Here is a 23969-nt window from a genome sequence, read left to right as displayed (position 1 = left end):
GTGATGGTTCCGGGTGCCGGGCCCTACGGGAGCGGCATTCGGGACTGCACGATTTAGGCGCGGAGCGGCGGTGCCCGAAAGCCTCCCCGGCGTCCAGCCCACAAATCACGCTTTACGTCCCGAACACCGCTCCCTACGGGCCCGTCCCCCTGATGTCGTGGAGGGATGCGGTCACAACACCCCTGCGCCCGTGCCGCCATGTTCTCGGCGGCATGATCTTCGGCCCCAGCACCACGACCACCCGCCGAACGGCCCGCACGGGGCCCACCGGCGGGAGGGGGCGGGGCGCGCAGGGGGCGGTGTTCGGGACGTAAAGCGTGATTTGTGCGCAGGGAGTGGGCTTCGTACAAAGGGCGCTGCTGGGCGGCTAAATCATGCAGTCGCGAACGCCGCACCCGGAGCGGCCCGCCCCCGGCACCCCGCCACCGCCCCGGAAGCGGCGGCCCGCCCTCGGAGCCACAGACGCCCTAGCCGCGCAGCCCCGCCGCCTCCCGGGCCAGCGTCTCCACCCGCCCCCAGTCCTTCGCGGCCAGCGCGTCCGCCGGGAGCATCCAGGTGCCGCCCACGCAACCCACGTTCCCCAGCGCCAGATACGACGGCGCCGAAGCCAGGGTGATGCCGCCCGTCGGGCAGAACCGCGCCTGGGGGAGTGGGGCGCCCAGGGACTTCAGGTACGGCGTACCGCCCGCCGCCTCCGCCGGGAAGAACTTCATCTCCGTCACGCCCCGCTCCAGCAGCGCCACGACCTCCGAGGCCGTCGAGACCCCCGGCAGGAACGGAACCCCGGACGCCTTCATCGCGTCCAGCAGCGCATCCGTCCACCCCGGGCTCACCAGGAACCGCGCCCCGGCCGCCACCGCATCGGCCACACCGGCCGGGGAAATCACCGTGCCGGCCCCGACCACCGCGTCCGGCACCTCCGCCGCGATGGCCCGGACGGAGTCGAGCGCGGCGGGCGTCCGCAGCGTCACCTCGATCGCCGGCAGCCCGCCCGCGACCAACGCACGCGCGAGCGGCACCGCGTCGGCGGCGTCCTCCAGGACAACGACAGGGACGACGGGCGCGAGGTCGAGCACGGAAGTCATGCCGTCATCCTGCCGCCGCAAGGCGACCCGCGCAACGACCGTTGCACCGCGTGCAACAGCGCCTCAGTGGATCTGGCTCACCACCACATCCAGCGCCCACACCTTCCCCGCCTTCGCCGGAGCCGACGCCTCCACGACGTACCCCAGATCCCGCAGCACCGAGACCAGCTCCGCCGGATCGGCGGGAGCGGCCCCCGCCATCAGCAGGTCCCGGACGATCCGCCCCTTCGTGGCCTTGTTGAAGTGGCTGACGACGGACCGCTTCTCGACCCCCGCCGCGTCGATCTGCGAGTGCAGCACCCGCACAGTGGCCGTGCGCCCCGCCACGTCCCCCTTCGGCTTCCAGGCCGACGCGTACGCCGAAGAGCGCAGGTCCAGCACCAGCCCGTCACCCGCGGCCACCGGCATGGCGGCAGCCATCGGCTCGCGCCAGTACGCCCCGAGCGCGCCCAGCGCCGGCAGCTTCACGCCCATGGAGCACCGGTAGGAGGGGATCCGGTCGCCGATCCCCACCGCGCCCCACAGCCCCGAGAACACCAGCAGCGACTGCCGGGCCCGCCCCCGCGCGGCCGCGTCCAGCGTGGCCAGACCGAGGGCGTCGTACAACACACCCGTGTAGATCGCGCCCGCCGGCCGCGCCCCCGCGGTCCGCAGCTCGACGTTCTTGGCGATCTCCCCGCGCAGCCCCTCGCTCAGCCCGAGGACGACCCGCGCCTTCTCCTCGTCGGCGGCGCACAGCTCCACCAGCTCGTCCAGCACCGCGGCCCGCGCCCCGGCCAGCTCCGGCAGGGAGAGGGACTCCGGCTTCAGGGGCGCGCCGGACCCGCTGGCGGCCTTTCCTTCGGACGGCGGCAAGAGCACGAGCACAGCGGAACTCCTTCGGAGCGGATACGTACACACCAAAACGCCAGGGTAAGCGGAGCCCGCCATGCCGCCCGGCCCCACCGGCCCTACGCTCGGACCATGCCCCGCCGCCATATCCATGTGACCGGTGCACCGGAGGCCCCCCTCCGGGCAGCCCTGCGCGCGCTGCGCACCACGCTCGATGTGCCGGAAGAGTTCCCGGCCGAGGTCCTCGCGGAAGCGGAACAGGCCGCGAAGGCCCCCCGGCTGCCGGCGTACGACGCGACCGGCATCCCGCTGTTCACCATCGACCCGCCGGGTTCCGTCGACCTCGACCAGGCGATGCACCTCGCCCGCCGCGAAGGGGGCGGCTACCGCGTGCACTACGCCATCGCCGATGTCGCCGCCTTCGTCACGCCGGGCGGTGCGATCGACGCCGAGGCGCACCGCAGGGTAATGACCCTGTACTTCCCGGACGGCAAGATTCCGCTGCACCCGCCGCATCTTTCCGAGGGCGCCGCGAGCCTGCTCCCCGACCAGACGTGCCCCGCACTCCTGTGGCGCATCGACCTCGACACGGAAGGCCGCACCGAGGCGGTCGACGTGCGCCGGGCGCTCGTACGCAGCCGGGCCAGGCTCGACTACTCCGCCGTCCAGCAGCGGATCGACGCGGGCACCGCCGAGGAGCCGGTCGCGCTGCTCCGCGACATCGGGCGGCTGCGCGAGGCGCTGGAGCGTGAGCGCGGCGGGATCTCGCTGAACGTGCCGGAGCAGGAGATCGTCGAGCGCGGCGACTCGTACTTCCTGGGCTTCCGTGCCCCGCTGCCCGCCGACGGCTGGAACGCCCAGATCTCCCTCCTCACCGGCATGGCCGCCGCCGACCTGATGACCGCCACCGGCACCGGCATCCTGCGCACCCTCCCCGCCGCACCCCTCGGCGAGGTGGCGCGCCTGCGCAGGTCGGCGAGGGCACTGCGCATCGAGTGGCCGCATCACACGTCGTACGCCGAGATCGTCCGTTCCCTGGACCCGACGAAGGCCGCGCACGCCGCGTTCCTCCAGGAGTGCACGACGCTGCTGCGCGGGGCGGGCTACACCGTCTTCGTGGACGGCGACGTCCCCGACCCCGCCGTCCACGCGGCGGTAGCCGCCCCGTACACCCACTGCACGGCCCCGCTGCGCCGCCTCGCCGACCGTTACGCGGGCGAACTGTGCGTCGCCGCCGTCGCGGGCGAGGAGCCGCCGCAGTGGGTACGGGACGCGCTGCCCGGCCTCCCGCAGGAGATGGCGTCGGGGACGCGGCGGGCGAGCGCCGTGGAGCGCGAGTGCGTCGACATCGTCGAGGCGGCGCTGCTCAAGGACCGGGTGGGCGAGCTGTTCAACGCCCACGTGGTCGAGGTGAAGGAGCCCGACCGGGCCGTCGGCACGGTCCACCTGGAGGACGTGGCGGTCGTCGGCCGGGTCGAGAGTACGGACGCCGGCCTGCCGCTGGGCGAACGCATCCGGGTCCGGCTCACACAGGCGGACCCTGGGGCGGCGAAGGTGCTGTTCGCCCCCGCTTGACGGCGTCGACGAACGCGCGCGGGTCGTCGGCGTGGAAGCGAACGGCCCGCGCCTCGCGGCGTGCCCCGAGCGGCCGCAGGTAGGCGACGGGCCGTGTCAGCTCCAGGATCACGGTCGTCTGCCCGCCCACGCCGAGGCCCAGGACGCCGTCCTCCTTGGTGTCGGAGTAACGCCGTTCGACGCGTACGGACCCGATGGAGCCGGCCGGCACGCGCACGTCGTAGAACCCGCCGTACCGGATCCGCAACGACCCGTCCGCGCCGACGACATGGGGGCGGGTCACGCAGCCGGCGTGCAGGCCGAGTATCTGCACCACGGTGTACACGTCCAGCACCAGCACGATCCGGTGCACCGTGGGCCACGGAATGACCAGCGCCAGCATCACCGTCTCGACGACGGCCACGAAGAGCAGGCCGTACATCATCGCGGTCTGCGGCCCGGTGTACGCCGCCGCGTACGCCCCCGGACCGACCCCGTGCCGCCGCCGCGCCGGCCAGAGCACGAGACTGTGCAGCGCCCGCACCTCGTGCCCGACGAGGCGCAGCACCCGCACCGGAGCGGCGGCGCGCACCGCCGCCCAGCCCCCGGCGACGTACAACCGCCGCACGCGAAACGCCTGCCACACCAGAGCCGCGAGCACCAGCACTTCGGCAAGGACGATGACCACGGACGGCACGTCGACCCCGGCCACCAGACACGTGACCAGAGCGATCTCGGCCCCCACGACGAAGATCCCCGCACCCCGCCCCCTCACCGCTCCATCCTCTCCGCGAGCAGCTCCATCACCCGTCGTACGACGGCGGCCTGGGCAGGAGCGAAGTCCGCGAGCATGGCCTCCGCGTACGCACCGGCCGAAACGGCCGGGCCCTCCACCGGGATCGCCGCGATCACCGCGTCCGGCACGGCCGTCGCGAGCGCGTCGGCGAGCGGCCCGATCCTGGGGTCGTCGCGCGAGGCGTCGGCGAGCGCGTCGAGCCGCTCGTACAGCGCCGGCACGGCGGGGTCCCGGCTCATCGACGCGAGCGCGGCCAGCAGCTGATCGCTTTCGCCGCTGCCGGCCAGCAGGGTCAGGTGCTCCCGGTCCTTCGCCGCCGACGGCGAATCGGTCACCGGCAGCGCGCCGAGCAGCCCGGCCAGCGCGGGCGAGACGGGCCCCTCGGCGGGCAGCGTCCCGGCCTCGGCCTGCGCGAGCAGCTCACCGAGCCGCTCGCGCCGCCGCCGGATCTCCGCCTCCTGACGGGCGAGGTCCGCGTCGAGTTCGCGCAGTACGACGACGAGCTCGACCCCGGCGTCGTCGGCGAGAACATCCCGCACCTCGTCGAGCCCGAGCCCCAGCTCGGTGAGCCGCCTGATCCGGGCCAGGAGGACGGCATGCCGCACCCCGTACACCCGATAGCCGTTGGCCAGCCGAGGCGGCTCGGGCAGCAGCCCCTGATGGTGGTAGTGCCGCACGGCCCGCGCGGTGACCCCGGCAAGCGCGGCGAGTTCTCCGATCCGCATGAGCCCCAGTAGAAACCCTGACGCTGCGACAAGGTCAACCTGGCGGGTAGCATGGTCGGCACGGCAGACGAGCCGGGCGGACGGCCGCGTGGAGATCCTCGGATCTCCCCGAGGAACGTCCGGGCTCCACAGAGCAAGGTGGTGGCTAACGGCCACCCGGGGTGACCCGCGGGACAGTGCCACAGAAAACAGACCGCCGGGGACTTCGGTTTTCGGTAAGGGTGAAACGGTGGTGTAAGAGACCACCAGCGCCTGAGGTGACTCAGGCGGCTAGGTAAACCCCACCTGGAGCAAGGTCAAGAGAGGCCGTCGCAAGACGGCCTTGCGCGGACGATCGAGGGCTGCTCGCCCGAGTTCGCGGGTAGACCGCACGAGGCCGGTGGCAACGCCGGTCCTAGATGGATGGCCGTCGCCCCGACGACCGCGAGGTCCCGGGGCACAGAACCCGGCGTACAGCCCGACTCGTCTGCCCCACCGGCTACTGGCCGGCTTGAGTTCTGGGGGAAATGTCAGACCTGCGTGCCAGCATGGCGGCATGACTGTTCATGAGTTCACGCTCGTTGACTGCTCGTACGAAAGCCCCGAGCCCGGCCCAGAGAGATATGCGGGGCTGAGCGCCGCCCCGCCGGCCGGGTGCACGTTTGACGCGTCGACCTGGGGTCGGTACCCCGGTCTCAGGTGCCGCAGGGAAGCTCCCACCCGCTTCCAGGCCATCGCGGATGTCGTCGGGGAAGTGGCCCGAGAGCATGGAATCCTGCTCAACGATCTCGGGATCGAGAAGCTCTACGAATGGGCGGGGGACCCGGACGAGGGCAATACCTGGGGGCGTGACATCGCAGCGCAGCTGCTGCTCATGGGGCTCGACCGGTTCCGGCTTCTGGGGTACTCGGCCGAGGACGCGGTGGCGTTCCTGCGTACGGCGGGCGGAGGCGGCGCAGGAGATGCGAGAGGCGACAGTGGGCGTACGCATCCTTGACGGGGGTGCCCCGGCGAACCGAGGGGCCCCTGTTCCTGGAGTGGACGGCCGGAAGGCCCGCCCGCTTGGGACGGGGCAGGCCTGAGGCCTGCCCCGCGGTGCGTCAGTGGCAGTACTTCGTGCCGTTGTTGCTCGTCGTCCAGGAGCAGGAGTCGAGCTGCGTGCCGCTCGGCTTGATCAGGCGGGCCTTGTCGCTGGTGTTGTTCCAGACGTACGAGCCGCGGCCCCAGTAGCGGTGGGCCGACGTGTTGGTGCCCTTGCCCGTGTGGATGCGGACCGTCTTGTAGGCGCCGATCCGGTACGAGCCGAAGGTGTACGTGTAGCCCGTGTTGTCCTTCAGCTTGTAGTTCTGGAGCTGGATCGCCGAGCGCGTGTTGTTGTGGATCTCCACCCACTCGGCGTTCAGCGAGGTGTTGCTGCGGTTGTCACTGCCCGGGCTGTTGTACTGGATCTTGCCGAGGTGCAGTCCGCCCTGGTGCGGGGCCGCCTGTGCGGGGGTGGCGGCGACCAGCAGGGCTCCTGCCGCGACGGCGAGGGCGGCAACATGTATGCGCAAGGTGCACTCCGTGTGTGTGAGTTGTGAAGAGGAGTGGAGTATAGAGGCGCACCTCGCGCAATGGACCAGTCAGGCCGGGCGGTCACGCGTTCGGGCCGCCGGCCGCCTTCTCCGGGATGCGCACGCCCGCGCCGCCGACCCTGATCCGCCCCTCGCCCGCGCGGAGTTCGACCGTCAGGACGCCAGGGCGCCCCATGTCGTCGCCCTGGTGGAGGGTGAGTACCGACTCCTCCGGGACCAGGCCCAGTTCGCGTGCGTACGCCCCGAAAGCCGCAGCGGCGGCGCCCGTTGCCGGGTCCTCGACGACGCCGCCGACCGGAAACGGGTCGCGGACGTGGAACGTCGTCGCGTCCTCGCGCCACACCAGCTGCACCGTCGTCAGGTCCAGGCGGCGCATCAGCGCGCCCAGCCGCTCGAAGTCGTACGACAGCTTCGCCAGCCGCTCGCGGGTCGCGGCCGCCAGGATCAGGTGGCGGGCACCGGCGTACGCGATGCGCGGCGGGAACGCCGGGTCCAGGTCGGCGGCCGGCCAGTCCAGCGCGGCCAGCGCCTCCGCCACATCGCTCTCGGCCGCGTCCTCGGTGTGCGGCTCGACGCTGGTGAGGGTGGCGCGGTATGTGCCGTCGGCGCTCTCGGTCACCTCCACCGGGACCGTGCCGGCCCGCGTCTCGAAGACCAGGTCGCCGGGCCGGCCCTGGTGCTCGGCGAGCGCGACGGCCGTCGCGACCGTGGCATGGCCGCAGAACGGGACCTCGGCTTGGGGGCTGAAGTACCGGACGGTGAAAGCGCGTCCGGGCTCGAGCTCCTCCGTGAGGAACGCGGTCTCGCTGTAGCCGAGTTCGGCCGCGACGGCGAGCATGCCCGCGTCGTCGAGCCCGGCCGCGTCCAGGACGACGCCCGCCGGATTGCCGCCCTCCGGGTCGGTCGAGAATGCGGTGTAGCGGAGGATGCCGGCGCGGGGGAATGACGTATTCATACCGCGGCCAACGGCGGGCGGCGCTCCGGTGTTCCCGCGATCTCGCCGTCGTCCCTCAGCCGCGTCCGACGTACGGCATCGTCGTCGCCAGTACCGTCGCGAACTGCACATTTGCCTCCAGCGGCAGCTCCGCCATGTGCAACACCGTGCGCGCCACATCCCGTACGTCCATCACCGGCTCCGCCATGAGCTCGCCGTTCGCCTGAAGGATTCCGGCCTGCATCCGTTCCGTCATGTCCGTCGCCGCGTTGCCGATGTCGATCTGGCCGCACGCGATCCGATAGAGCCGGCCGTCGAGCGAGAGGGACTTGGTCAGGCCCGTCATGGCGTGCTTGGTGGTCGTGTACGCGATGGAGTCCGGCCGGGGCGCGTGCGCCGAGATCGAGCCGTTGTTGATGATGCGGCCGCCCTGCGGGTCCTGCCCCTTCATCTGCCGGAACGCCGCCTGCGCGCACAGGAAGGACCCCGTGACGTTCACGTCGACGACCGAGCGCCACTCCTCGTATCCGATGTCCTCCACCGGCACGCCGCGCGGCCCGAACGTCCCCGCGTTGTTGAAGAGCAGGTCCAGGCGCCCGTACCGCTCCCGTACGGCGGCGAACAGCGCGTCCACCTCACCCGGAAGCGACACGTCCGCCTGCACGCACAACGTCTCGCCGCCCGCTTCCCGCGCGGTCTCTTCCAGCGGCCCGGTACGCCGCCCTGCCAGCGCGACCGACCAGCCCGCCCCCGCCAGGGCGAGTGCGACGGCCCGGCCGATGCCCGAGCCCGCTCCGGTTACGACGGCGATCTTCGTCTGAGGGTTCATGGCCCAGCAGCGTACGTGACACGTACATGAAAGCGCGGCGACGCCCCGTGCCACTGCAATACCTCTGACAACAGCCGTCAGGGGAGGGGCAGATGACAATCACATCAGGCGCATCGGGCCATGGCCGGGAGATGCGGGCCGCCGCACGGCACATCCACCGCCGCAGGTTCCTCACCGTCACCGGAGCCGCCGCCGCACTCGCCTTCGCGACCGATCTCCCGGGGACCGCCCAGGCGGCGGAACTCGACGCGAAGAGAATCACCGACGACCCCTTCACGCTCGGCGTCGCGTCCGGAGACCCCCTCCCCGGGTCCGTACTCCTGTGGACGAGACTCGCCCCGAAGCCGTACGAGCCGGACGGCGGCCTCCCGCGCGCCCGCGTCCAGGTGCGCTGGGAACTCGCGCACGACGCCCGTTTCCGCCGGACCGTCCGGCGCGGCCACGTCACCGCGCACCCCGAGTACGCCCACAGCGTGCGGGTGGAGACCGGCGGGCTCGACCCCGATCGCGTCTACTACTTCCGCTTCCGCGCGGGCGACTGGACCAGCCCCGTCGGCCGTACGCGCACCGCCCCCGCACGCGGCGCCCGCATCGGTGAGCTGCGGCTCGCGGCCGTCTCCTGCCAGGCATACCACGACGGCTACTTCACCCCGTACAAGCACCTCGCGGAGGAGGACCTCGACGTCGTCTTCCACCTCGGCGACTACCTGTACGAGTACGCGGTGAACGGCGCCGGCGGCGCCCGTGCCTACACCGACCGCCGCCTGCCCGCGCACTTCAACCGCGAGACGGTCACGCTGGAGGACTACCGGCTGCGGTACGCCCTCTACAAGTCCGACCCGGACCTCATGGCCGCCCACGCCGCGCACCCCTTCGTCGTCACCTGGGACGACCACGAGACCGAGAACAACTACGCGGGCGGCACCCCGGAGAACGACGTACCGCCCGAGGAGTTCCTGCTGCGCAGGGCGGCGGCGTACCGCGCGTACTGGGAGAACCAGCCGCTGCGCGCCCCGCAGCAGCCCGACGGCGCCGACATGCGGCTCTACCGGCGGCTGCACTTCGGGCGGCTCGCGCAGTTCGACATCCTCGACACCCGCCAGTACCGCTCCAACCAGGCGTACGGCGACGGCTGGCAGCTCCCGGGCCCCGAGTCCGAGGACCCGTCGCGCACCATGACCGGCGCGGAGCAGGAGCGGTGGCTCATCGACGGCTGGCGCGAGTCGCGGGCGCTGTGGAACGTCGTACCGCAGCAGGTCACCTTCTCCCGCCGGCGCAGCGTGGGCGACCCGAAGGTCAGCATGGACGCCTGGGACGGCTACCCGGCCTCGCGCAAGCGCGTGCTCGACGGGGCCCAGGCGGCCGGCGTGGACAACCTCATGGTGCTCACGGGTGACGTCCACGTCTCGTACGCCTTCGACCTGAAGAAGGACTTCGAGGACCCGGACTCGCGCACCGTCGGCACGGAGCTCGTCACCACCTCCATATCCAGCGGCAAGGACGGTGCGGAGAGGCCCGCCAACTACGACCGCCTGATGCAGGGCAACGCCCACCTGAAGTTCTACAACGGCAGGCGCGGCTATACGGCGGTCACGCTCGGCGCGGACGCGGCGCGCGCGGACTTCCGGACGGTGTCCGCGGTCACCACGCCCGGCGCGCCGGTCACGACCGCCGCGTCGCTCGTGACGGAGGCGGGGAACCCGGGCCTGAAGCCCGCCTAACCCTCATCTCCCGGGTAGCGGACGCCGATGCGGTCGCGCACCGCGTCGAGCGTCCGCATGACGGCGAGGCTGCCGGCCAGCGGGACGAGCGGCGACTCCTTCTCGCCCGCGCGCAGGCAGCGCATGACCTCGGCGGCCTCGTACTGGAGGCTGTGCCGGCTGTCCATCCCGGCGGTGAACTCCTCCGCGTCCTGAGTCCCGTTCCGGTGCAGCACGAACCGGTCGGGGTAGAAGAAGCCGCGCCCCAGCTCTATCCGGCCCTTCGTCCCGGTCACGGCCGCCGTGATGGGGGTGTCGGCGGTGATGGAACAGCTCAGCAGCGCCGTCGCACCCGCATCCCACCCGAGCAGCATGCCGGTGTTCAGGTCCACGCCCTCCGGCGACAGCAGCGCGTCCGCCTGTACGCGGTCGGGCTCGCCCAGCAGCAGATGCGCGAACGACACCGGGTACACGCCGAGGTCGAGGAGCGCACCGCCGCCGAGCGCGGGATCACGCAGCCGGTGCTCCGCGTCGAACGGTCCGGCGAGTCCGAAGTCGGCGTGTACGGTCCGTACTTCACCGATCGCCCCGTCCCGCACCAGCTCCGCCAGCCGCCGGACGACGGGGTTGCAGTACATCCACATCGCTTCCATCAGGAAGCGGTCGTGGCGCCGGGCCACGGCGACCAGCTCCTCGGCCTCACGGGCGTTGAGCGTGAACGCCTTCTCGCAGAGCACCGCGCGGCCCGCCTCCAGGCACATACCGGCGGCGGCCCGGTGTGCGGAGTGCGGACCGGCGACGTACACGACATCGACGTCCTCGTCCGCGGCGAGCTCCGCCCAGCTGCCGTACGCCCGAGGTATCCCGAACCGGTCGGCGAATGCCTTCGCCTTCTCCGCCGTACGGGAGGCGACCGCGACCACCTCCGCGCCGTCGGTCTCGCGCATCGCCATCAGGTCCGTGGTGAACGACGACGCGATACCGCCCGTCGCCAGCACGCCCCACCGTACGATTTCGTTGCTCATCCCAGCCCCCAGCAAAAAGGTCTCGACCACGCCGGACGAGCTGAGAGCATAGGTGCAGATTCAACGACTTGGAGATGCGAATGCCGGAGACAGGCCAGTCCGCGCAAGGTCACATATCCGGCACTGGGGCACAAAGCGCGGCCGCACCCGGTTCCGCCCCCGCCGCCCGTCGCACAAGTCTCCTGGTCACGCTGGTGCTCGGCGGGCTGACCGCCCTGCCACCGCTCTCCATGGACATGTACCTCCCGGCCCTCCCCGAGGTCACGCAGTCCCTGCGCTCGCCCGCCGCGACCGTGCAGCTCACGCTGACCGCGTGCCTGGCCGGTATGGCGCTCGGTCAGCTGGTCGTGGGCCCGATGAGCGACCGGTTCGGCCGCCGCAAGCCCCTTCTCCTCGGTATGATCGTGTACGTCGTGGCCACCGCGATCTGCGCCTTCGCGCCCTCCACCGAGCTGCTCATCGCCTTCCGTCTGCTCCAGGGGCTCGCGGGGGCGGCGGGCATCGTGATCGCGCGAGCGGTCGTCCGTGACCTCTACGACGGCGTGGAGATGGCCCGATTCTTCTCCACCCTCATGCTGATCTCCGGCGTCGCGCCGGTCATCGCGCCCGTCATCGGCGGCCAGGTACTGCGCCTCACCGACTGGCGCGGCATCTTCGTCGTGCTCACCGCCATCGGCATCCTCCTCACCCTGGTCGTGTGGAAGTGGCTGCACGAGACGCTGCCGGTGGACCGGCGGCACGAGGGAGGTGTCGGCGAGGCGATCCGCACGATGCGCGGCTTGCTCGCGGACCGCGTCTTCACCGGCTATGTACTGGCCGGCGGCCTCGCTTTCGCCGCCCTCTTCGCCTACATCGCCGCATCCCCCTTCGTGGTCCAGGAGATTTTCGGCGCGTCCCCCCAGACCTTCAGCCTGCTGTTCGGCATCAACTCGGTCGGCCTGATCGCTGTCGGCCAGATCAACGGCAAGCTGCTGGTGGGCCGGGTCAGCATGGACAAGGTCCTGGCGACCGGCCTGAGCCTCATCGCACTCGCCTCCCTCGCCCTCCTCCTGATGACGACCGGGGTCTTCGGCGAGGTCGGCCTGGTCCCGGTCGCGGCAGGCCTGTTCGTACTGATGTCGTCGATGGGCCTCGCCCTCCCCAACAGCAACGCCCTGGCCCTGATGCGCACCCCGCACGCGGCGGGCTCGGCGTCCGCGCTGCTCGGTACGTCGTCGTTCCTCATCGGCGCGATCGCCTCACCCCTGGTCGGCATCGCGGGCGAGGCGACGGCGGTCCCGATGGCAGTGGTCCAACTGACGTGCGCCCTGGCATCACTGACATGCTTCGCGGCCCTGTGCCGCCCGTGGCGGCGTTCGTCCACGTCGGTGTGACGGGACGGACTCCGGCGACGCCGCCGGACCTCGTCCTTGGCAGCGACCCCGGAGGCGAGCACCCATGTCCGGTGCATGGTGTTGACCTGCGTCCGTAGGTCCCACTCGTAGCGGATTGCGACCGCGCGGGCCCGTCTGGTGTCTCGACGACGGCCGTGGTCGTCTCGAGGTGCTCCCGGAGGGCGGCGGGGTCGATCTGTGGGTGGTGTTCGGCCACAGGGTGGTGCTGCACAGCGAGGTCAACGAGCGGCTCTTCTACCGCTGGCGGCGATACGGCCACACCGTGTGACCCTGGGCGACCCAGCGGGACCCACATGGTCGCTACACAGAGCGGCGGAGGGCTAGGCCACCTGGCAGGATGCATGATTCGGAGTGGTGTGGAGTCAGACCGTCATTCGCCAGGATTCGCCACCCCTCGCGACGCGCTGACCAGGACGTTCATTTTTGATCTACGTCGGCCTGCACCGCGCCACCCCATAGCGCCACGGTTAACTACGGGCTTTCGCCAAGTTCTTGATCTTGGTCCTCGGCTCGGACCTTGAAGCACCCGTTGATTTGCGCTTTCCTCGTCTTGGAGCCGAGAGGTTCCAGGGCCACGCATAAGGCCTGGCCCCGGGGTGCCACCCGAAGCCAGGCCCATATGCAGGGCTATGGGCGGGTCCGGCCGAGTAGATTGCGGCCGGGCTCGCTCGCCACCCAACCAGCCGTCCGGACTACCTTTGCCCCATCACACAAAGTGCTCGACGCACCCTGCGATGGCAGTGATCGCCGAGAGAATCAATGCCGCTAGTTGAACCCAGTCCGTTACCTGGCTTCGCCTGCGGCAGCGCCCCCGTGCTGTCGATCGCTCCATCTCGCCTGATCTCCCATCTCTCAATGTTCCCAACGGCGTTGGGACCCGCCAGGTGCAGGCGGGCGTGCGGGGGAGAGAGGCATCAAACTCTCTGCAAGGTATACCGGGCCCGTAATGGCGCGACGGGTAGTTCGGGGTGGCGATTGCTGGCGAACCTGCGCACGCCGACGGTGATCGCCACAGTGGCAGCGGGAGCCGAGCCTGTGCAGCAACGGCACGGCGCCTGCACGCAGAGGCGCTTCGCTAGTGAGTGGGCTGGGCTTAGCTACTGGCTCGCCCACGCGCCGTAGAGCGTCCGGCGACTGTGAAGCGGGATTTACGGCGGTTCGTCCGAGGGGGCGGACTGCTGCTCGGGGCGGTGGCTTGCTCAGCCTCGGCGGGCGTAAGCGATCAGGTGGGGGTGGTCCTTGCGGTCGGTCCAGGGGAACAGGGCCGTGCCGGCCACCTCCACCGTCGGTACCTGGACGTTCGCCGGGAGGGCCTTGGGTCGTGATGTCGTGAGGTCGGCCTCCACCGGAGTGCGTGTCGCTGTCGTGCCGTACGCGATGCCCGTGTCCGTCGCCATCGTCAGGGACAGCGGCTTCGTGCCGTCCGCCTCCTCGAAGCAGTGGCCCGTGCCCGTCTCCAGGTCGAAGCCGAGGCTCCCGGCCACCACGTACCGCCCCTCCGGTGCCACCGCTGCCTTCGGGTGCGTCCCCGGTTCTATGGCCGGCTTCCGGCACTCCGCCGTGGCGAGCACCTTGCCCGTCGCCGTGTCGTGCACCGCCCAGATGTTGTAGTCGGCCGCGCCCTTGCTGCCCCGCTTCTTCTGCCACCTGGCGAGGACCCGCCCGTCCGTCACCGACGTCGGCACCCCCGAGGCCGGATCCGTCCCGGCGGGCGCGGTCTTCCGGCTGTGCCAACCGCCGCGCACCCAGAACTCCCGGCGGCCGCTCACCAGCAGCCCCTTCTCCGTCACCGCCCGCACCTGGGTCTGCACCCGGCAGTCCCCGCACCCCTTCGGGTAGCGGAGGTCCTTCGCCGCGAGCCGGTTCACCAGGCCCGTCACCGGGTCGACGACCGCGCTCTCCGCGCCGCCGTCGCTGACGAGGATGCCGGGGCCCGCCCCGTTGACCGTCGGGACGTCCGCCCACGGCAGCTCGACCCGCCGCTGCGCACCGTTTTCGACGTCGTACACGTCGAGCGCCACGATCATGTCGGCCGAGGTCAGCGCGTCCTCGCCGACCTTCCCGTACGACCAGGTGACGAAGTACTCCCGGCCGTCCTTGGCCACGGCCAGCAGCCGGGGGAAGTAGGCGGGGTCGGACAGCGGCTGCCACGCGTCGCCTGCCCACCGCGTCTTCCCGCTCGTCGCGTCCACGGTCCGGAGGCGGAAGCGCGTGGCCGACACCCGCTCCAGGTACCCGATCCGTCCGGCGCTCGCGGCGACCGCGTAGTCCGGCGAGACGCCGGTGATCTGCCAGCCCCGCTCATTGGTGTACGCCGACGGAACGGGCAGCCGCGTCGCGGGCCCGGCGGGCGTGCTCTTCTTCGCGGGTTTCGGCGCGGGCTCGGGCTTCTTCTCGCCGGAGCTGCCGCCGCCGCACGTGGCCAGCAGGAGCAACAGTGCCAGGACGATCACACCGGCCACCAGAGCCACCCGTACGACCCGCTGTCCCATGGTCCCCCCGATGGTCAAGTGGTCAAGTGGTCGAGTCAATGGGCGTCAGCGTAGCAACTGCCCCTTCCGGAACATCAGTTCAGCCACGCCCTGCCGCCGGCCCCGCACCGGCGGTCCGGCGCGCGTCCGGAGTGCCTAAAATTCGACAGTGAACTCCACCCTCCCCACCGCAGAAGCCCTGCGCAGCGCACTCGCCGGACTTCTCGACGGGCTGCCGCCCAAGCAGGCCGCACAGGCTGTCGAGCGGCTGATCGCGAACTACCGGGGGACCACCCCCACCGGCGCCCCCGTGCTGCGTGACCGCTCCGACGTCGCCGCGTACGCCGCGTACCGGATGCCCGCGACCTTCGAGGCGGTACGTTCCGCGCTCGCCGCACTGCGCGACGCGGCCCCGGAGTGGACCCCGGCGACGCACGCGGACATCGGTGGGGGGACCGGCGCCGCGACCTGGGCCGTGGCGGAGGCGTGGCGGGAGCAGGCGGCCAGTACGGTCGTCGACTGGGCCGAGCCGGCTCTCGCGCTCGGCCGGGAACTGGCCGAAGCCTCCGGGTCGCCCGCGCTGCGGGCCGCGACCTGGCAGCGCTCTCGTATCGGATCGGCGCTCCAGATCGAGAGCACCGATCTCGTCACCGTCTCCTACGTCCTGAAGGAGCTCACCCCCGCCGACCGCGCCACCCTGGTCGCCGAGGCCGCCCGCGCCGCCCAGGCCGTCGTGATCGTCGAACCCGGCACCCCCGACGGCTACCTCCGCGTCATCGAGGCCCGGCAGCAGCTGATCGACGCCGGTATGAGCGTCGCCGCCCCCTGCCCGCACAGCGGCGCCTGCCCCATCGAGCCCGGCGCAGACTGGTGCCACTTCTCCGCCCGCGTAAGCCGCTCCTCCCTCCACCGTCAGGTCAAGGGCGGCTCGCTGCCGTACGAGGACGAGAAGTTCAGCTACGTCGCCGCCGTCCGCGACGACGCGGACGGGCCGGCAGCGGTCCCGGCCGCCAACCGCGTGATCCGCAGGCCGCAGATCCGCAAGGGCATGGTCCTGCTGGAACTGTGCACGAAGCCGGAAGAGCTCACCCGTGAGACGGTCACCAAGAAGCGCGACGGCGACCTCTACCGGGCGGCCCGCGACATCGACTGGGGCGACGCATGGCCGCCGCCCCGGCCCGAAACCGCCTAGCCGCGCAGCTCCTGCGTACAGCACTTGACGCTGCCGCCGCCCTTGAGCAGCTCCCCGAGGTCCATCCCGACCGGTTCGAACCCGCGCGCCCGCAGCGGCGCGAAGAGCCCGAGCGCGGTCTGCGGCAGCAGCACATGCCGCCCGTCGCTCACCGCGTTGAGCCCCAGCGCCGCCGCGTCCGCCTCCTCCGCGACGATCGCGTCGGGGAAGAGCCGGGCGAGGACGGCCCGGCTGCCGGGGGAGAAGGCGCCGGGGTAGTACATGACCTCGTCGTCACGGTCGTCGAGTACGGCCAGCGCGGTGTCCAGGTGGTAGTAGCGCGGGTCGACGAGGTCCAGGCCGACGACCGGACGGCCGAAGAACTCCTGCGCCTCGTCGTGCGAGAGCGGGCTGGAGCGGAAACCCCGCCCGGCGAGGACCCACGACGAGGTGACCGCGAAGTCGCCCTCGCCCTCGTTGATGTGCGCGGGCTCGCGGATCTCGGTGAAGCCGTGGGCGCGGAACCACTCCAGGTGCGCCTCCGCCTCCAGCGCCCGTTCGGCGTACGCGAACCGGGCGCCGAGCACCCGCCCGTCGATGACGGTGGCGCCGTTCGCGGCGTACACCATGTCGGGCAGGCCGGGCCTGGGGGTGAGGAGTTCGACGGTGTGTCCGAGGCTCCGGTAGCGGTCGCGCAGGTCCTCCCACTGGGTGAGGGCGAGCGGCAGGTCGACCGGCTTTCCGGGGTCCATCCAGGGGTTGATGGAGTACGTCACCCTGAAGTGCTCCGGGGGGCACATCAGGTAGCGGCGGGGCGAGGCGTCACGAGGCAATGAGGGCTCCTCACGAGCGGCATGGGGCACCGGGTGTGTACGGGTGCGTGTGCAGCCATGGTCCGCCCACCGGGCCCCCTCGCGCAGTGAACCGATCGGGTGGTTCCCGACTGGTCAGCCCCCGTCCACTCGACGAGACGTGACGTCTCGCCACGCTGGTAGATTGGCTTCATGGCCGAGACCGGAACCACCAGAACCACCGGAAACCCCCGAACCCCCGACTCCACGCGCCGCAGCGAGCGCTCCCGGCGGGCGATCTACGACGCGGCCCTCTCCCTCGTCGGCGAGGTGGGCTACGCCAGGACGACCATCGAGGGCATCGCCGCCCGCGCCGGTGTGGGCAAGCAGACGATCTACCGCTGGTGGCCCTCCAAGGCCGCCGTACTGCTCGAAGCCTTCCTCGACCTCGGCGAACAGGCGGCCGAGGCGGCGGGCGCCGACGGGGGCGAGTACGAGATCCCGGACACCGGCGATCTGGCGGCCGACCTCAAGACGGTCCTGCGCGCCACCGTCGACGAACTCCTCGACCCGAAGTACGAAGCCCCCTCCCGCGCCCTGACCGCCGCGGGCGTCGTCGACCCCGCCCTGGGCGCCGAATTCGTGGAGAAGCTGCTCGAACCGTCGCTCCAGCTCTACGTGAAGCGACTGGGCGCGGCACAGGAAGCCGGCGACGTACGGGCCGGAATCGATCCCCGCATCGCCCTGGAACTCCTCGTCGGCCCGATCGCCCACCGCTGGCTGCTGCGCACGCTCCCCCTCTCGCACGAGTACACCGACGCCGTCGTCGACTACGCGCTCGGCGGCCTCACGCCGCGCTGAGACGCTGCGCGGCGTGAGGGGCGGGTGAGTTCGCTCACGGAGTTCGCCGTACGTTCACCATGAGGCCACTTATTGGGGCAAAGGCGCCAATCGCACCACCGCTGTGGTATCGGCCCGTGTACCCCGGATGGGGACTGCGGCCCCCCGAGGCGCAGGATGGTGGCAGCATGGAGAACACAACGCTGAGGTGAGGGGTTGAATGGGCGCCGATTTCGGCCGCTATCGCGGCACAGAGAGCAGGCAGACAGTGGAAAGCAGAATTCCCCAGTGGCTGCGCCGCCGCCCGAAGGCCTCAGACGCCGACGACCTGGCCGAGGGCCGCAAGGCTCTGCTCCTGGCCGCCGCCGCCGCGGGCCTGCCGCTCGCCCCCGCCGCGCACCCCGCCGGATACCGATGTTCGTGCGAACGCGTCGGCTGCCCCACCCCCGCCAGGCACCCCGTGTCGTTCGCCTGGCAGACCCAGTCGACCACCGACCCCGCGCAGATCAAGCGCTGGGCCGAGGGCCAGCCGCAGGCGAACTTCATCACCGCCACCGGCATGGTCCACGACGTACTCGACGTACCGCTCGAAGCGGGCCGCAGCGCGCTGGAGCGGTTGCTGGAGGCCGGAGTGGACGTGGGCCCGGTGGCCGAGTTCGGCGCGAGCAACCGCGACGACGCCCGCCTGCTGTTCTTCACCGCGACCCGGGGCACCCCGGACGACGAGGACGAGTGGTGGCCCTGCGAGCTGGACTGCCACCCCGAGACGATGGACGAGCATCCGGGGCTGCGGTGGCACTGCCGGGGCAGCTACGTCCTCGTACCGCCGGCGAAACTCACCGGTGAGCACGAGGTCAGCTGGGTCCGCGGCCTCGAACACCCGCTGCCCGACCCGCTGACTCTCCTGGAGACACTGACCGACGCCTGCGCGCGGTACGTCGGCGAGGACGACCCGGACGACCACCACGCGGTGGCCTGGCCCCTGGGCCGCTGAGGGCAGCGGGGCCGATATCAGGCGGGGCGGACGCGGCCGTCAGGACCCCTTCGCTGCCGTGAGTCCCTGAATCCGGGCCAGCACGGTCACTTGCGGCGTGCCCTTGCCCGCGCCGCTCCCGCCCGCCGCGTCCTTGGCCGGCACCTGCGCGACCTGGCTGGAGACCCGCTCCTTGGTAAGTTTGGTCCTCGCGGTGCCGGTCATCAGCGCCCGTACGTCGGCGTTGAGAGCCAGCCGGACGCCCTGGGCCACGGTCTGCTGCTCGAACTGGCGGGTCGCGAAGAACACCGTCGCCCCGCCGTCCTCCGTGACCAGCCCCAGCGGCGCGAACGTCCCGGTGTCCAGCCGCTGGTCGCGGTACTGGACGGCCCGCCCGGGCTGCCGAGCCGTCTTCTGGCGCGTCTGGCGTACGGCCGAAGTGTGCGGCCCGGGCGCGAAGTTCTCCGGCTCACCGTCCTGCATGTACGACGCGTACTGCACGCTCAGATCCTTCGGCGGCACCACGAGTCCCGGCTCGTCCGGCCGTACCGGCTCCGCCCAGCCGTCCTTGTCCTTCTTGAAGGCGGGCATCTCGTCCGGCGTGAGGACAGACAGGTGCGAGACCTCCCACAACTGGTTGGCCCCGCCGCGTACGAACACCAGCAGCCAGCGGGTGTCGAGCCGCCCGCTGTCCTTGTCGCGGTTGCTGTCGGTGTCCGCGACGAACCACCGGGGCCAGCCCGCCTTCTTGGGGATGGAGTACTTCGCGTCGGTCAGCTCCAGCGGCTCGTGGCGCGCATTCCCGTCCGGGCTCTGTGCCTGCCGCGCCTTGAGTCCGGCCTGGTTGATCGCGCCGAGCGCGCCGGTGACCCGGCCCGCGTCGAGGGCCGGATCGTACGCCTTGTCCGCCTTGTTGTACGCGGCCGTGAAGTCCTTCAGGGCCTGGGCGGCCTCGGACTTCGTCGCTGCCGGTACGACTTCCAGCTCGCCGTGCACCGTCACGCACCCGCTCGCCGTCATCGACAGCGCCGTCGCCGTCGCGAGACCCGTTCCCAGCCGCCTCAGCGTGCTCAGCCTGCTCATGCGCTGCTTTCTGTCTTCGTCCCCACCGACTTCCGGAACCCTACCGGGGACAGGAAAATTGTGAGCGCGGGGATCAGGTACAGCGGCCGCACCGTGACCCGGCGGTGGTCTTCGCCTCCCGCCCGAGCGCCACCCACGCCAAGTCCTGACCGATTACCGGGCGGGGGCCGGTGCTTCAATGCCGGGATGAACGAACTCGACGTACTCCGCGTCTTCTGCGGTCCCGACGGACGCCACGGCAACGCACTCGGCGTCGTCCGCGACGGACGTGCGTACCCCGACGAGGCGTCGCGGCAGGCCCTCGCCGCCGAACTCGGTTTCAGCGAGACCGTGTTCGTCGACGACCCCGAGCGCGGCGTCGTCGACATCCACACGCCCGGCCTGCGCCTCCCCTTCGCCGGACACCCGCTCGTCGGCACCGCCTGGCTGCTCGACCTGGAAGTGGTCAACCCGCCCGCGGGGGAGGTGTGGGCGCGCCACGACGGCGAGTTCACGTGGATCACGGCGCGCGCCGAGTGGGCCCCGCCGCGCCTCCTCCAGCAGTACGCGTCGGCCGCAGAGGTCGACGCGCTGCCCGCGCCGCCGCCGGGCGAAGGCTGGCTGTACGCGTGGGCCTGGGAGGACGAGGCCGCCGGCCGCGTACGGGCCCGGGCGTTCCCGCGCCGCGACGACGGCATTACGGAGGACGAGGCGACCGGCGCCGCTGCGCTCCTGCTCACCGCCCGACTGGGCCGCGCCCTGAACATCACGCAGGGCCGGGGCTCCCAGATCCTGACCGCGCCGGGACCGGACGGCACGGTCGAGATCGGCGGACGGGTCCGCTTCGCCCAGGAGCCCCTCTAGGCGCTGAGCGGGAACTCCCCGCCCAGCTCGCGGAAGACCGCCCCGTTGAAGTCGAAGGCGCGCTTGCACTCGTCGATGATGCGCTGCTTCTCCAGGTCGTCCGCGTTCACCTGGTCCAGCAGCTCGCGGTAACCCCGCTTGAAAGCAGCCGGGTTGGGGATGTCCTCGAAGACGTAGAACCGCACTCCGTCGCCCTTGCGCTCGAAGCCCCACGTCCGCTCCGCCTTGTCGCGGATGATCTGGCCGCCCGACAGGTCGCCGAGGTAGCGCGTGTAGTGGTGCGCCACGTACCCGGCCGGCCAGTCGCGCGCGCACTCGGCGACGCGTGCCGCGTACGCCGCGGTGGCGGGCAGCGGTTCGACCCCTTCGCGCCAGTCGGCGCCGCGCAGGTGCGCCAGGTCGCGCTCCAGCTCGGGGGTGCGCATCAGCTCGGGCTGGACGAACGGTCCGGCGACCGGGTCGTCCGCGAGCGACCCGGCCGCGTCCTCCAGTGCCCGGTACACGAACCACAGCTGCTCCGTGTAGCGCGCGTACGCGTCCACGGAGAGCTTCCCGCCGAGCAGATCGCTCATGAAGGTGGAGGTCTCCGCCTCGGTGTGCTGTTCGTGCGAGGCGACACGGATGAGCGTCGAGAACGGCGTTTCGGCGGTGGTGGCGGCTGTGACGGTTGCGTCCAAGGCGGACCTCCGGGGACCGAGGGGTACGGGAAAGGAGGAGCGTGCGGTGGCAGCCCGCGCAGCCGCCACTGCCGATCTTCCTACTTAGGCATGCCTAAGTCAATGAGTTCCCGACGACCTGTCGGTAAAAACGCTACGCCCCCGATTCATTTACGGCAGCGTGAGAATTTCCGCCCCGCTCTCCGTCACCACCAGCGTGTGCTCGAACTGGGCGGTCCGCCTGCGGTCCTTCGTCACGACCGTCCAGCCGTCTTCCCACATGTCGTACTCGTGCGTACCGAGCGTGAGCATCGGCTCGATGGTGAACGTCATGCCGGGCTGCATCACCGTCGTCGCGTGCGGGCTGTCGTAGTGCGGAATGATCAGCCCGGAGTGGAACGACGAATTGATGCCGTGCCCGGTGAAGTCCCGTACCACTCCATAACCGAAGCGCTTGGCGTACGACTCGATGACGCGCCCGATGATGTTGACCTGGCGCCCCGGCTTGACCGCCTTGATCGCACGGGCCAGCGACTCGCGGGTGCGCTCCACGAGGAGCCGCGACTCCTCGTCGACGTCACCGCACAGGTACGTCGCGTTGTTGTCGCCGTGCACACCGTTGATGTACGCCGTGACGTCGAGGTTCACGATGTCGCCGTCCCGGAGCACCGTGGAGTCCGGGATGCCGTGACAGATGACCTCGTTGACGGAACTGCACAGCGACTTCGGATAACCGCGGTAGCCGAGGGTGGACGGGTACGCGCCGTGGTCGATCATGAAGTCGTGGGCGACCCGGTCCAGCTCGTCCGTGGTCACGCCGGGGGAGATGTGCTTGGCGGCCTCCTCCATCGCCTGCGCGGCGATGCGGCCCGCGATGCGCATCCGCTCGACGGTGTCGGAATCCTGGATCTCCGGGCCGGTGTACGGCGTGGGCGCGGGCTTCCCGACGTACTCGGGGCGCCGGATATTGCCCGGGACGGAACGGATGGGAGAAAGCTCCCCTGGTACGAGCAGCGACTGGCCAGACATGCAAGCGAGTGTATCCAGCCGCCATCGGGCAGCATGGCGGAAGAGGAAGGAGCCGACGATGGCCCTGTTCAAGAAGCGCACAGCCGGAAAACCGGGCGAATGGTTCTACTGCCTGGAGCACAAGAAGGTCGAGGAGGGCCCCGAGTGCCCGGCGAAGGACCGTTTCGGTCCGTACACCACGCGTGGGGAGGCGCAGCGCGCGATGGAAACCGCTGCCGAGCGCAACCTCGAGTGGGAGACGGACCCGAAGTGGCACGACAAGAACGACGCCCGGCCGGGCGAGGAAGGCGCCTGAGCAGGCAGACCGCCGCCTACCCCACCGCTTCAGCCGCCGCCGTGTCCGTGTTGTCCTCGGACTTGCGGGCCCGGCGGCGCTGCGCGTCCGCGTCCGTTTCGGCGTCGTACGTCATGAGCCTCGGCAGCACGGCGGCGAGCAACCCGACGGAGACGAGGCAGGCCAGGCCGCCGCTCCAGATGGCGGGCCGGGTCCCGGACCAGCCCGCCATGGCACCGGCCCGCACCTGGCCGAGCTGCGGACCGACGCTGTACGACAACACCTCGATGCCCGCGAGCCGGCCGCGCAGCTCCTCGGGGACGGTCTGGTTCCAGATGGTCGACCGCCCGAGCCCGCTGAGCATGTCGCCCGCGCCCGCGAACGCCAGGCACACGAGCACGGCCCACACATTGCTGAACCACCCGGCGGCGGCGATCGCGAGCCCCCAGCCGGCCGCGCCGTACACGACCAGCTGCCCGTGCCGTCTGATGCGCGAGGCCCAGCCGCTGGTCAGGCTGACGAGGACCGACCCGACGGACCCGGCGGCGTACATCAGGCCGAGCGCCCACTCGGCGTCGAGGTCGTCGGCGAGGAACGGGAAGACCGCGTTGGGGAAAGCGAAGAACATCGCGGCCATGTCGATGGCGTACGTCCCGAGCAGTACGGGCCGGCTGCACGCGTAGCGCGCGCCTTCCGCGATACCGCGCAGCGAGGGCTTCGGGGCGTTCTCGGACGCCGGTGCGGCCTTGAGGCGCGTACACAGGGCGACGGACACCGCGAACCCGACGACCGTGACGCCGTACGCCGTCGCGTGCCCGGCGTACGCCACGACCACGCCCGCGAGCGCGGGGCCGGCGATCGCACCGGTCTGCCAGCGCAGTGAGTTGAGCGCGGCGGCGGCGGTGAGCTGGTCGTGCGGCACGATGCGCGCCATGAGGGAGTCCAGCGCGGGGCGCTGGAGCCCGGCGAGGGCGGAGACCCCGGCGGCGACGACGTAGAGCGGCCAGAGCAACGGCTGCGGCAGCAGCGCATTGACGAGCAGCAGCCCGGCCAGCACGCCCAGCCCGGCCTCGCTCAGCAGGATGACCTTGCGCCGGTCGGCGGAATCGGCCAGCGCGCCGCCGTACAGCCCGAACACGACCAGCGGTACGAGCTCCACGGCGCCCATCGCGCCGACTGCGAGCGGCGAGTCGGTGAGGTGCTTGATCTGCAGGGGCAGCGCGATCATGGCCATGAAGCTGCCGAAGTAGGTGACGAGCCCCTGGACGAACAGCAGCCGGAAGTCGCGCGACGAGCGCCAGGGGGCGAGATCCGGCAGTACTGCCGCGAGCTTGGAGGTCACGACCGGCCATGGTCCGCGCGCAGTCCCCGTGGGACAAGCGATTTACGGCGCCGCTGGGCGGGAGAGGGGG

24 protein-coding genes and 1 other RNA gene are annotated in these 23969 nt (G+C 71.3%); 11 read left to right on the top strand and 14 right to left on the bottom strand.

Going from position 1 to position 23969, the window contains the following annotated elements; translation table 11 throughout:
• Positions 1-467: 467 nt before the first annotated feature.
• Positions 468-1085 carry a bifunctional 4-hydroxy-2-oxoglutarate aldolase/2-dehydro-3-deoxy-phosphogluconate aldolase gene (gene eda / locus AC1P0E_RS09315; protein ID WP_482741694.1) on the bottom strand — a complete coding sequence of 206 codons (618 nt, stop codon included), beginning with the start codon at positions 1083-1085 and terminating at the stop codon, positions 468-470.
• A gap of 63 nt (positions 1086-1148) precedes the next feature.
• Positions 1149-1952, bottom strand: coding sequence for a peroxide stress protein YaaA (gene yaaA / locus AC1P0E_RS09310; RefSeq protein ID WP_482741693.1), 804 nt, complete (start codon positions 1950-1952; stop codon positions 1149-1151).
• 96 nt (positions 1953-2048) lie between these two features.
• Here yaaA and AC1P0E_RS09305 point away from each other — a divergent pair, with 96 nt between their 5' ends.
• Complete coding sequence (locus AC1P0E_RS09305; protein ID WP_482741692.1) at positions 2049-3491, top strand: RNB domain-containing ribonuclease; 1443 nt, start codon at positions 2049-2051, stop codon at positions 3489-3491.
• Here AC1P0E_RS09305 and AC1P0E_RS09300 read toward each other — a convergent pair.
• Positions 3442-4245: a hypothetical protein gene (locus AC1P0E_RS09300; protein WP_482741691.1), complete on the bottom strand. Its 804-nt coding sequence runs from the start codon at positions 4243-4245 to the stop codon at positions 3442-3444. The genes AC1P0E_RS09305 and AC1P0E_RS09300 overlap by 50 nt on opposite strands.
• Entirely contained in the window at positions 4242-4991 is a 750-nt protein-coding gene (locus tag AC1P0E_RS09295; protein WP_482741690.1) for a MerR family transcriptional regulator, read from the bottom strand. Before AC1P0E_RS09295 ends, AC1P0E_RS09300 begins: the two co-directional genes overlap by 4 nt.
• Positions 4992-5059: 68 nt before the next feature.
• Here AC1P0E_RS09295 and rnpB point away from each other — a divergent pair.
• Positions 5060-5460, top strand: an RNA gene (gene rnpB / locus AC1P0E_RS09290) — RNase P RNA component class A.
• A gap of 264 nt (positions 5461-5724) precedes the next feature.
• Positions 5725-5967: a hypothetical protein gene (locus AC1P0E_RS09285; RefSeq protein ID WP_482741689.1), complete on the top strand. Its 243-nt coding sequence runs from the start codon at positions 5725-5727 to the stop codon at positions 5965-5967.
• A 103-nt stretch (positions 5968-6070) separates the two neighbouring features.
• On the opposite strand, the gene AC1P0E_RS09280 is transcribed toward AC1P0E_RS09285, so the two are convergent.
• The 3 genes from AC1P0E_RS09280 to AC1P0E_RS09270 form a co-directional block, all read right to left on the bottom strand.
• Positions 6071-6523: a lamin tail domain-containing protein gene (locus tag AC1P0E_RS09280; protein WP_482741688.1), complete on the bottom strand. Its 453-nt coding sequence runs from the start codon at positions 6521-6523 to the stop codon at positions 6071-6073.
• Between the two features lie 82 nt (positions 6524-6605).
• Positions 6606-7499: a PhzF family phenazine biosynthesis protein gene (locus AC1P0E_RS09275; RefSeq protein ID WP_482741687.1), complete on the bottom strand. Its 894-nt coding sequence runs from the start codon at positions 7497-7499 to the stop codon at positions 6606-6608.
• A 55-nt stretch (positions 7500-7554) separates the two neighbouring features.
• Positions 7555-8307: an SDR family oxidoreductase gene (locus AC1P0E_RS09270; RefSeq protein WP_482741686.1), complete on the bottom strand. Its 753-nt coding sequence runs from the start codon at positions 8305-8307 to the stop codon at positions 7555-7557.
• 92 nt (positions 8308-8399) lie between these two features.
• On the opposite strand from AC1P0E_RS09270, the gene AC1P0E_RS09265 reads away from it, so the two are divergent.
• Positions 8400-10028: an alkaline phosphatase D family protein gene (locus AC1P0E_RS09265; RefSeq protein ID WP_482741685.1), complete on the top strand. Its 1629-nt coding sequence runs from the start codon at positions 8400-8402 to the stop codon at positions 10026-10028.
• Here AC1P0E_RS09265 and AC1P0E_RS09260 read toward each other — a convergent pair.
• Positions 10025-11032 carry a Gfo/Idh/MocA family protein gene (locus tag AC1P0E_RS09260; RefSeq protein WP_482741684.1) on the bottom strand — a complete coding sequence of 336 codons (1008 nt, stop codon included), beginning with the start codon at positions 11030-11032 and terminating at the stop codon, positions 10025-10027. The genes AC1P0E_RS09265 and AC1P0E_RS09260 overlap by 4 nt on opposite strands.
• 80 nt (positions 11033-11112) lie before the next feature.
• On the opposite strand from AC1P0E_RS09260, the gene AC1P0E_RS09255 reads away from it, so the two are divergent.
• On the top strand, positions 11113-12405 hold the full coding sequence (locus tag AC1P0E_RS09255; RefSeq protein ID WP_482741683.1) for a Bcr/CflA family multidrug efflux MFS transporter: 1293 nt from the start codon (positions 11113-11115) through the stop codon (positions 12403-12405).
• Between the two features lie 115 nt (positions 12406-12520).
• Positions 12521-12694 (top strand): hypothetical protein, encoded by a 174-nt coding sequence (locus AC1P0E_RS09250; protein WP_482741682.1) that lies wholly within the window; start codon positions 12521-12523, stop codon positions 12692-12694.
• A 931-nt stretch (positions 12695-13625) separates the two neighbouring features.
• Here the strand turns inward: AC1P0E_RS09250 and AC1P0E_RS09245 are convergent.
• Positions 13626-14918: a hypothetical protein gene (locus AC1P0E_RS09245; RefSeq protein ID WP_482741681.1), complete on the bottom strand. Its 1293-nt coding sequence runs from the start codon at positions 14916-14918 to the stop codon at positions 13626-13628.
• 148 nt (positions 14919-15066) lie between these two features.
• Here AC1P0E_RS09245 and AC1P0E_RS09240 point away from each other — a divergent pair, with 148 nt between their 5' ends.
• A complete protein-coding gene (locus AC1P0E_RS09240; RefSeq protein WP_482741680.1) occupies positions 15067-16089 on the top strand; it encodes a small ribosomal subunit Rsm22 family protein in 1023 nt (340 codons plus the stop codon).
• Here the strand turns inward: AC1P0E_RS09240 and ddaH are convergent.
• Positions 16086-16931: a dimethylargininase gene (ddaH, locus tag AC1P0E_RS09235; protein ID WP_482741679.1), complete on the bottom strand. Its 846-nt coding sequence runs from the start codon at positions 16929-16931 to the stop codon at positions 16086-16088. The two genes, AC1P0E_RS09240 and ddaH, sit on opposite strands and share 4 nt — an antisense overlap.
• Before the next feature lie 141 nt (positions 16932-17072).
• Here ddaH and AC1P0E_RS09230 point away from each other — a divergent pair, with 141 nt between their 5' ends.
• Both AC1P0E_RS09230 and AC1P0E_RS09225 read left to right on the top strand, forming a co-directional pair.
• On the top strand, positions 17073-17720 hold the full coding sequence (locus AC1P0E_RS09230) for a TetR/AcrR family transcriptional regulator (RefSeq protein WP_482741678.1): 648 nt from the start codon (positions 17073-17075) through the stop codon (positions 17718-17720).
• Positions 17721-17919: 199 nt separating this feature from the next.
• Positions 17920-18693, top strand: a complete 774-nt coding sequence (locus AC1P0E_RS09225; RefSeq protein WP_482741677.1) for a bifunctional DNA primase/polymerase — start codon at positions 17920-17922, stop codon at positions 18691-18693.
• Between the two features lie 39 nt (positions 18694-18732).
• On the opposite strand, the gene AC1P0E_RS09220 is transcribed toward AC1P0E_RS09225, so the two are convergent.
• Complete coding sequence (locus tag AC1P0E_RS09220) at positions 18733-19755, bottom strand: SCO2278 family lipoprotein (RefSeq protein ID WP_482741676.1); 1023 nt, start codon at positions 19753-19755, stop codon at positions 18733-18735.
• Positions 19756-19941: 186 nt separating this feature from the next.
• Here AC1P0E_RS09220 and AC1P0E_RS09215 point away from each other — a divergent pair, with 186 nt between their 5' ends.
• On the top strand, positions 19942-20598 hold the full coding sequence (locus AC1P0E_RS09215; RefSeq protein ID WP_482741675.1) for a PhzF family phenazine biosynthesis protein: 657 nt from the start codon (positions 19942-19944) through the stop codon (positions 20596-20598).
• Here the strand turns inward: AC1P0E_RS09215 and AC1P0E_RS09210 are convergent.
• Together AC1P0E_RS09210 and map are read right to left on the bottom strand one after the other, a co-directional pair.
• Positions 20595-21275, bottom strand: coding sequence for a biliverdin-producing heme oxygenase (locus tag AC1P0E_RS09210; protein WP_482741674.1), 681 nt, complete (start codon positions 21273-21275; stop codon positions 20595-20597). The two genes, AC1P0E_RS09215 and AC1P0E_RS09210, sit on opposite strands and share 4 nt — an antisense overlap.
• Positions 21276-21425: 150 nt before the next feature.
• The gene (gene map, locus AC1P0E_RS09205; protein ID WP_482741673.1) at positions 21426-22283 is read right to left on the bottom strand and encodes a type I methionyl aminopeptidase; all 858 of its coding nucleotides are present in this window, start codon (positions 22281-22283) and stop codon (positions 21426-21428) included.
• Positions 22284-22341: 58 nt separating this feature from the next.
• Here map and AC1P0E_RS09200 point away from each other — a divergent pair, with 58 nt between their 5' ends.
• Positions 22342-22578 carry a hypothetical protein gene (locus AC1P0E_RS09200; protein ID WP_482741672.1) on the top strand — a complete coding sequence of 79 codons (237 nt, stop codon included), beginning with the start codon at positions 22342-22344 and terminating at the stop codon, positions 22576-22578.
• Positions 22579-22594: 16 nt separating this feature from the next.
• Here the strand turns inward: AC1P0E_RS09200 and AC1P0E_RS09195 are convergent, their stop codons facing one another.
• The gene (locus tag AC1P0E_RS09195) at positions 22595-23899 is read right to left on the bottom strand and encodes an MFS transporter (protein WP_482741671.1); all 1305 of its coding nucleotides are present in this window, start codon (positions 23897-23899) and stop codon (positions 22595-22597) included.
• Between the last annotated feature and the right edge of the window lie 70 nt (positions 23900-23969).

This window comes from Streptomyces sp. TRD_SC_5, from assembly GCF_056836825.1.
This window is presented reverse-complemented; position numbering and strand designations above follow the sequence as displayed.

Coding starts and splice junctions, on each gene's coding strand:
- eda (WP_482741694.1), bottom strand. CDS start 1,085: ATGACTTCCGTGCTCGACCTCGCGCCCGTCGTCCCTGTCGTTGTCCTG.
- AC1P0E_RS09305 (WP_482741692.1), top strand. CDS start 2,049: ATGCCCCGCCGCCATATCCATGTGACCGGTGCACCGGAGGCCCCCCTC.
- AC1P0E_RS09295 (WP_482741690.1), bottom strand. CDS start 4,991: ATGCGGATCGGAGAACTCGCCGCGCTTGCCGGGGTCACCGCGCGGGCC.
- AC1P0E_RS09275 (WP_482741687.1), bottom strand. CDS start 7,499: ATGAATACGTCATTCCCCCGCGCCGGCATCCTCCGCTACACCGCATTC.
- AC1P0E_RS09270 (WP_482741686.1), bottom strand. CDS start 8,307: ATGAACCCTCAGACGAAGATCGCCGTCGTAACCGGAGCGGGCTCGGGC.
- AC1P0E_RS09265 (WP_482741685.1), top strand. CDS start 8,400: ATGACAATCACATCAGGCGCATCGGGCCATGGCCGGGAGATGCGGGCC.
- AC1P0E_RS09260 (WP_482741684.1), bottom strand. CDS start 11,032: ATGAGCAACGAAATCGTACGGTGGGGCGTGCTGGCGACGGGCGGTATC.
- AC1P0E_RS09255 (WP_482741683.1), top strand. CDS start 11,113: ATGCCGGAGACAGGCCAGTCCGCGCAAGGTCACATATCCGGCACTGGG.
- AC1P0E_RS09245 (WP_482741681.1), bottom strand. CDS start 14,918: ATGGGACAGCGGGTCGTACGGGTGGCTCTGGTGGCCGGTGTGATCGTC.
- AC1P0E_RS09230 (WP_482741678.1), top strand. CDS start 17,073: ATGGCCGAGACCGGAACCACCAGAACCACCGGAAACCCCCGAACCCCC.
- AC1P0E_RS09225 (WP_482741677.1), top strand. CDS start 17,920: ATGGGCGCCGATTTCGGCCGCTATCGCGGCACAGAGAGCAGGCAGACA.
- AC1P0E_RS09220 (WP_482741676.1), bottom strand. CDS start 19,755: ATGAGCAGGCTGAGCACGCTGAGGCGGCTGGGAACGGGTCTCGCGACG.
- AC1P0E_RS09215 (WP_482741675.1), top strand. CDS start 19,942: ATGAACGAACTCGACGTACTCCGCGTCTTCTGCGGTCCCGACGGACGC.
- map (WP_482741673.1), bottom strand. CDS start 22,283: ATGTCTGGCCAGTCGCTGCTCGTACCAGGGGAGCTTTCTCCCATCCGT.
- AC1P0E_RS09200 (WP_482741672.1), top strand. CDS start 22,342: ATGGCCCTGTTCAAGAAGCGCACAGCCGGAAAACCGGGCGAATGGTTC.